Consider the following 6,139-nt stretch of genomic DNA (forward strand, 5'->3'; position numbering starts at 1 on the left):
TGGACTACTCAGCTACTGCGGACGTTATGAGGGCCTTCAGGGTGCTCTTCTCGATTTCGCCGAGCACGCGCGAAGCAACCCTGCCTTCTTTGTCCAGGACGAGGGTTGTGGGCACAGCACCCGGAGGAACAATCCCGGAAACGGAGAGGAGAACGGCACCGTCCTGGTCGTTGAAGCTTGGATAGGTGATGTTGAAGGTCTTGTCGAACGCCTCGGCCGTGGCCTTTTCGTCGCGGAGGTTGACGCCGAAGAACTGGACACCCTGGTCCTTGAAGTCCTGGTGCAAAGCCTCCAATTGGGGCGCTTCAACACGGCAGGGAGCACACGCGGCGAACCAGAAGTTCAGCACGGTGACTTTACCCTTGATATCCGCGGGCGCGACGGTGGTGCCGTTGAACAGGGTGCCCTGGAGTTCGACGGGGGCGCTGCGGTCGGCCTTGGCGAACTCAGTGACGGAGCCGTCACCGGCGACGTAGTTCTTGTTGTCTCCAGCCCTGGCCTGCTCGGCGAGGGTGTCTTCCTGGGCGCACGCCGACAGGCCCATGGTGAGTCCCGCCAGGAGGACTCCGCCTGCGCTGAGCACGCCGCGGCGCGAAGGTTTCTTATCCATGGTGTACGGTCACGCTCCCGGGGTGCTGGCTGCGCCGGGAAGGAGTACCGCGGCGGGCTCGCTGTAGTCGACGCGCACAATCCTGCCGTCGTCGTCAAAGACCAATGACGTCAAGGAAGTCAACGTGCACTCGCGCTTACGAGGATCATGGGCCAGACGACGGCCCTCCGCGGTCAAGCGGGTGGCCCAAATGGGCAACTGGTGGCTGACGAGGATGGCTTCGGCGCCGTCACCGCCGAGTTCAATGGCAGTAGTCCGGGCATCTTCGACGGCGGCGAGCATACGTGCAGCCTGCTTCTTATACGCCTCCCCCCAGGAAGGACGGAGCGGGTTGCGGAAGTAGAACCAGTGTTTAGGTTTCAAGAACTCGCTCCGGGTGGGGTGGAGTCCTTCAAAGTGGTTCTCCGCCTCGATAATGCGCGGCTCAGTGTGGATCTTGAGCTGCAATGCCTCAGCAGTGGGCAGGGCCGTTTCCTGGGCGCGCGTCAGCGGCGAGGCAACCAGATGGACGATCTTGGCTCCCTCACTGGCGCGGACAGCGAAGTGCTCGGCCAGCATGCGGGCCATCTCCCGGCCCCGCTCGGAGAGGTGGAATTCGGGCAGCCGGCCATACAGGACGCCATCGGGATTATGGACCTCGCCATGGCGAAGCAGATGGACAGTTGCTTGGGGCATGTTTACCAGTTTCTCAAAGATGCGGGGCGATCTGAAATCTTCTACCGCTAGTAGAACTCAAAGTTTTCTGAAAATGTTCCGGAGAGTTGGAATAAAAGATGCATATGCATGTTTATACTAGACACGAAGCTCGGTTGACGCTTCAACCAATCGACCGGGCAAGCAAGCGGAACCTTCCACTACATATAGGAGAAACACCATGATGACCCTCCCCGCCAACGTCACCACCGGCACCTGGACCCTCGACGCTTCCCACAGCGAGATCGGGTTCACCGTCCGCCACGCAGGCATCAGCAAGGTCCGCGGCCAGTTCAAGGATGCAGACGCCACCCTGGAAGTGGGCGAGACCCTGACGGACTCCAAGGTCACCGCAACCATCCGGACCGCCAGCTTTGACTCCGGCGACGTCAACCGCGATGGCCATGTCAAAGGCGAAGACTTCTTCGACGTCGAGAAGTTCCCGGAGATCACCTTCGTCTCCCGCCACGTCAAGGCCAACGGAGACGGCTTCGACCTTGTGGGCGATCTCACCATCAAGGGCGTGACCAAGGAAGTCGCCATCGAAACCGAATTCAACGGCGTCGCAGTGGATCCCTTTGGCAACACCCGCGCCGGCGTCTCGGGTGAAACCACCATCAGCCGCAAGGACTTCGGCCTGACGTGGAACGCCGTCCTTGAGGCCGGTGGCGTACTCGTCAGCGACAAGGTCGTCATCAACCTGGAACTCGCCTTCATCGCACCGGCAGCCGCATAATCCCCAGGCATGACCGTAAAACGGCGCCCTCGCAGCATCACACTGCAGGGCGCCGTTTCGCGTTTCCGGATGCCACCCGCCAATTGTTCGGCGGACAGCCTGTATTTGGCTCCGAGTTGGCCGCGAATTTCCTATGCAACCTTCAACCCGCGGTCTACAGTGATGCCATGAGTAACCCAGATGAAACACCACAGCCACAGCAGCCCGGCGCCCAGCCTCCGCAGCCCGGCAATGTTCCTCCTGCGGGTTACCAGCCCCCGCAGGGCTACCAACCACCCCAGGGCTATCAGCCACCAGCGCAGCCAGGGCAATATTCACAGCCGGGCCAGTACTCGCAGCCCGGGCCTGGCCAACCGGCACAGCCAGGTGGTTTCCACTTCGAGATGCCAACGGACGGACCCCGCAACTTTAACGACGTCCTTCCGCAGGGCGGGTTCTCCGGCATGTTCAAAACGCAGGGCCTCCCCACCGAGCTGAAGGTGTCCTACTTCATTTGGGTCATCTCCGGGCTCTTGGGACTTCTGTTCGGCGTCATCGGACTTTTTGCGATCATCGCTGCGTTCGCTTTCATTCCCGCAGTCGCCGCAGTGGCCTTGATCCTTCTCCTCATCAGCCTCGCCGTCGCAGCAGCGCAGGTCGTACTCGCCATGAAGATGAAGGAAGGGAAGGAATGGGCGCGCCTTGCCCTGACCGTCCTGGCCGGCGTCTCACTGCTGCTGGCCATTTTCGGCTCCATGAATGCAGGCGGTCCGGGCACCGGTCTGGGAGGCAACCTCTTTGGTTTCCTCGTCAGCGCCGTCGCCGTCGTGCTGATGTGGCTCCCGAATTCGCAGCTCTGGTTCAAATCGGTGAAGGGCACCGTTTAGCCCCAAGCAGGCAAAAGCCGGGCGGAAGGCCGCGGCCGATCCCCAGGATCGCCGTGGCCTTCATCATGAAGGCGTACTCCCCCATGATGATTTCTCCCGATGCAGGAAATTCCTGCGTGTGATCGTCCGCAGCACTGAACCCTGGGGGTACGGTGGAAGCAGAACCACGCTGGGGGCAGGGTCTTTTTGCTGATCCCGGCTACCAGCAGTCGAACAAAGCAAAGGAATGCCATGAGCAACCCTCCCTACCCGCCGTCAAACCCGGGCGACGCCGGCAAGCCTGAGCAGCCGGGCGCCCAGCCGCCTGCACCCCAGTACGGCCAACAACCCTCCGCACCGCAGTACGGCCAGCAGCCCTCCGCGCCGCAGTACGGTCAGCAGTCGCCGCAGTACGGCCAGCAGGCTCCGCAATTCGGCCAGCAGTCGCCCTATGGCCAGCAGCCCCCGCAGTACGGCCAGCAGGCATCACCCTATGGCCAGCAGCCCCCGCAGTACGGCCAGGACACCAACTGGCCGAGCCAGCAGCCTGGACCTGCCACTGTCCCGCCCCTGGTGAACATCTCCTTCTGGATGATTATCGCGGCAGGCATTCTTTCTGCCATCAGTTCCTTGCTCCTCGCCACCACCGGCTCGGACGCCTTCATCAACTCGATGATCCAGCAGGCTGACCAGCAGGGCACCGAGTTCCCCGAAGGATCTCTTGAAGGCATGCGCGGCGCGATCGCCGTCGGTGCGGTCATCGGCGCCATCGTTTCCCTGGGCCTCTACGCACTGGTGGCCTTCCCCGTCCGCAAGGGCAAGAACTGGGCCCGGATCCTCGGCACAGTCTTCGCTGCGATTTCCGTCCTCGGACTCACGGGCCTGTTCCAGTTCGGTGCCACCTACGGCATCATGCAGCTCCTGGTGATCCTGCTGGGAGTTGCCGCGATCGTCCTGCTGTACCTGCCGTCGTCGGCTCCTTACTTCCGTAAGCCGCAGCCGTTCGGCAACCCTTACCAGACCCCCTACGGACGGTAGGCTTTCCGCCACCACACGGGCGCGGACCCGGCAAGGGCTAAACAGCCTGGCCCGGTGTCTGCGCCCGTTGTGCGTGATACGCCAAAATCTGGAGTTCCGTAGCCATGTCCACTTTGCGGAGGTTGACGTGCGGCGGAACCTGGAGGAGAACCGGCGCGAAGCTGAGGATGCTTCGGATACCCGCGGCGATGACACGGTCGCACACTTCCTGCGCCACGGTTGCCGGCAGGGCGAGCACCACCATGTTGGTGTGGGTGCGTTCCAGGACGCGTTCCAGTTCCGCAGCATCGCTGACCCGCAGCCACCCAACTTCGTTGCCTATCACCATGGGGTCGGCGTCGAAAATCGCAACAACGTCGAAGCCCCTGGACTCGAAGCCGCCATACCGAGCCAGCGCCTTGCCCAGGTTACCGGCCCCGACGATCGCGACCTTCCAGTCATGGGTCAGCCCCAGAGCGGCTGCGATATGCCGGCTCAAGTACTGGACCTCGTAGCCCACGCCGCGTGTTCCATACGAGCCCACGTAGGAGAGATCTTTCCGGAGCGTTGAGGAACTCACGCCCGAAGCTTCCGCCAGGGCTTCGGATGAGACGCGTTCGACGCCTTCGGCGAGAAGGGAGTTGAGCGCGCGCAAATAGAGGGTCATCCGGGCCACAGCCGCGGGCGGGATCTGCTTGGTGGCAGGTTCGTTGTCCCCGGTTGTAGCGCCCGGGGACGGTTCCAGCGCAGTCACGGTATTCTCCATTGCGTCGCTTGTTGTTCCACTCTAGGTCCCTCGGCCGGACTCAACAAAAGCGGACGCTTCCCGGTCGCGGACCTCAGCCTTCCATCACTTTCCGGAGGGTGCGCTCCAGCCGCTGCTCATCGATTTTCCAGAAGTCGCGCTGCACGCCATTGACCAAAACCACCGGAATCTCTTCGGCGAATCGCTCCTGCAGCCCGGGGTCGCCGTCGATTGTCTGTTCCGTCCACGGCACGCCCAGTTGGGAAGTAACGCGTTCGACGGCGGCACGCGCCTCCGTGCAGAGGTGGCAGTCAGCTTTGGTGAGGAGGACGACGTCGGGAATAGCCATGAGATAACGGTAACCGGCGGCACGAGCCGCGTCGACGCGGTGCTACGGGCGTTGGACCGAGGCATTCGTCCCCTCCAATTGACTAGACTCAAGGCATGCCCGAGGAGAAGAACGTTGCTGTGGTCGCAGAAGCCAAGGTGACTCAGCACACCGGCGAAGCCGCCTTCTTCGACGTCGACAACACGCTCATGAAGGGCGCAAGCCTCTTCCATGTCGCCCGCAAAATGTACGAACGCAAAGCCTTCACGTTGTCCCAGGCTGCAGGCTTCGCGTGGAAGCAGTTCAAGTTCGTCATGCGTGGCGAGAACATGGACGACGTCCATGCCGTACGCGACTCAGCCCTAACGTTGGCAGCGGGTATCACCGTGGACGACATCAAGGCCTTGGGCGAAGAAGTCTACGACGAAATGATCGAGTCGCGCATTTGGCCCGGGACCAAGGCCCTGGCCGAGCAGCACCTGAGGGTCGGCCGGAAAGTCTGGCTCGTCACGGCCACGCCCATCGAAGTTGCAACCGTTATCTCCTCACGCCTGGGCCTCACGGGAGCCCTCGGAACCGTTGGCGAAATCGACGGCGGCATGTACACCGGGCGCCTCGTCGGTGACATCCTGCACGGTCCGGCCAAGGCTGTGGCGGTGCAATTGGTGGCCGAGCAGGAAGGCCTGGACCTCGACCATTGCTGGGCATACAGCGATTCCGCCAACGACATTCCCCTGCTCACCATGGTGGGCCACCCTGTTGTTATCAATCCCGATTCCAAGCTCCGGCGCCACGCCCGCGAGAATAACTGGCCGGTCTATGATTTCCGATCGGGTCGCCGCGCGGCCACGTTGGGCCTGAAGGCGGCCACTGTGGGCGGCGCCGTGTACGGTCTGTGGCGCGGATTCTCCCGCTTCCGCACCCCCCGCTAACGGCACCCTCTCTCACCAAACACCCCCTTTCCCGGCACCCTCTCTCACCAAACACCCCCCTTCCCGGAACCGTCTCTCACCAAACACCCCCCCCTTCCCGGAACCGTCTCTCACCAAACACCCCCCCCTTCCCGGAACTGCGGTCGTCAACTTTTTGAGACAGGTTCGTTGTTTGTTTTGGTTAGGCGGCCAGTGGTTGCTGGGCGCGGGTTTGGTGGTTGGTGTGGGCTTTG

Annotated in this window: 8 protein-coding genes; 4 read left to right on the top strand and 4 right to left on the bottom strand. The window is 62.5% G+C overall.

Features of this window, described 5'->3' with window-relative positions; translation table 11 throughout:
* Window positions 1-4: 4 nt before the first annotated feature.
* Both AB0N65_RS12930 and AB0N65_RS12935 read right to left on the bottom strand, forming a co-directional pair.
* Window positions 5-610, bottom strand: a complete 606-nt coding sequence (locus AB0N65_RS12930; RefSeq protein WP_364161881.1) for a TlpA disulfide reductase family protein — start codon at window positions 608-610, stop codon at window positions 5-7.
* Window positions 611-619: 9 nt separating this feature from the next.
* A complete protein-coding gene (locus AB0N65_RS12935; protein ID WP_364161884.1) occupies window positions 620-1,285 on the bottom strand; it encodes a histidine phosphatase family protein in 666 nt (221 codons plus the stop codon).
* 202 nt (window positions 1,286-1,487) lie between these two features.
* On the opposite strand from AB0N65_RS12935, the gene AB0N65_RS12940 reads away from it, so the two are divergent.
* The 3 genes from AB0N65_RS12940 to AB0N65_RS12950 all read left to right on the top strand — a co-directional run bounded on the left by AB0N65_RS12940 (window position 1,488) and on the right by AB0N65_RS12950 (window position 3,922).
* Entirely contained in the window at window positions 1,488-2,039 is a 552-nt protein-coding gene (locus AB0N65_RS12940; RefSeq protein WP_364161918.1) for a YceI family protein, read from the top strand.
* A gap of 167 nt (window positions 2,040-2,206) precedes the next feature.
* The gene (locus AB0N65_RS12945; protein ID WP_364161887.1) at window positions 2,207-2,905 is read left to right on the top strand and encodes a hypothetical protein; all 699 of its coding nucleotides are present in this window, start codon (window positions 2,207-2,209) and stop codon (window positions 2,903-2,905) included.
* A 231-nt stretch (window positions 2,906-3,136) separates the two neighbouring features.
* Window positions 3,137-3,922: a hypothetical protein gene (locus AB0N65_RS12950; protein WP_364161890.1), complete on the top strand. Its 786-nt coding sequence runs from the start codon at window positions 3,137-3,139 to the stop codon at window positions 3,920-3,922.
* Window positions 3,923-3,959: 37 nt separating this feature from the next.
* On the opposite strand, the gene AB0N65_RS12955 is transcribed toward AB0N65_RS12950, so the two are convergent.
* Window positions 3,960-4,667, bottom strand: coding sequence for a redox-sensing transcriptional repressor Rex (locus tag AB0N65_RS12955; protein WP_364161892.1), 708 nt, complete (start codon window positions 4,665-4,667; stop codon window positions 3,960-3,962).
* Between the two features lie 73 nt (window positions 4,668-4,740).
* Window positions 4,741-4,995, bottom strand: a complete 255-nt coding sequence (locus AB0N65_RS12960) for a glutaredoxin family protein (protein ID WP_364161895.1) — start codon at window positions 4,993-4,995, stop codon at window positions 4,741-4,743.
* 95 nt (window positions 4,996-5,090) lie between these two features.
* Between AB0N65_RS12960 and AB0N65_RS12965 the strand changes: the two genes are divergently transcribed.
* Entirely contained in the window at window positions 5,091-5,906 is an 816-nt protein-coding gene (locus AB0N65_RS12965; RefSeq protein WP_364161898.1) for an HAD-IB family hydrolase, read from the top strand.
* Window positions 5,907-6,139: the final 233 nt, after the last annotated feature.

Source organism: Paenarthrobacter sp. NPDC089322 (assembly GCF_040684895.1).
Lineage (GTDB): Bacteria > Actinomycetota > Actinomycetes > Actinomycetales > Micrococcaceae > Arthrobacter.